Genomic DNA, 407 nt, shown 5'->3' with positions numbered 1-407 from the left:
CCTGTCGGGCTGATCGCACCGCTCTACCGGGCTGACGAGAACGAGTTCGCAAGGCTGCTCGCCCCTATATCCGAGTACGCCCGCGCTCGGATCGCGGTCTACTGTGTCGAGCGGGATAACCTGCACGCGTTGGCCGTGAAGATCGCAGGCACCTGCGAGGAGGCGACCCTGATCAAGGCGGCTGGCGCGGAGATTGGCGCGGCCCTGTTCACGCAATCACGCATCGCGGAGGCGAGCCGGCCGGTGCCGGCCGCGGCGCCGGAGCCGGTTTCTACCCCCATGCAGATCATCGACTTCTCGGTGGCGAGCCACGAACAGGAACGGCCGGAGTGCCCGAGGGCCGCCTGACGCGGCACGGCTACCTTGCTCTGCAGTCACGCTCGTCCTGGCGCGCGGGCCGGTGGTTA

At 68.6% G+C, this 407-nt stretch carries 1 protein-coding gene; it reads left to right on the top strand.

Features of this window, described 5'->3' with window-relative positions; all coding sequences use genetic code 11:
- A partial coding sequence (locus WDW90_RS38325) for a hypothetical protein (protein WP_336492904.1) occupies nt 1–348 on the top strand: 348 nt, incomplete at its 5' end.
- Nucleotides 349–407 lie beyond the last annotated feature (59 nt).

The sequence above is a fragment of the Methylobacterium nigriterrae genome, assembly GCF_037106235.1.
Classification (GTDB): domain Bacteria; phylum Pseudomonadota; class Alphaproteobacteria; order Rhizobiales; family Beijerinckiaceae; genus Methylobacterium; species Methylobacterium nigriterrae.
Note: the sequence above shows the minus strand (reverse complement) of the source record. Positions and strands in the feature narration are given on the sequence as shown.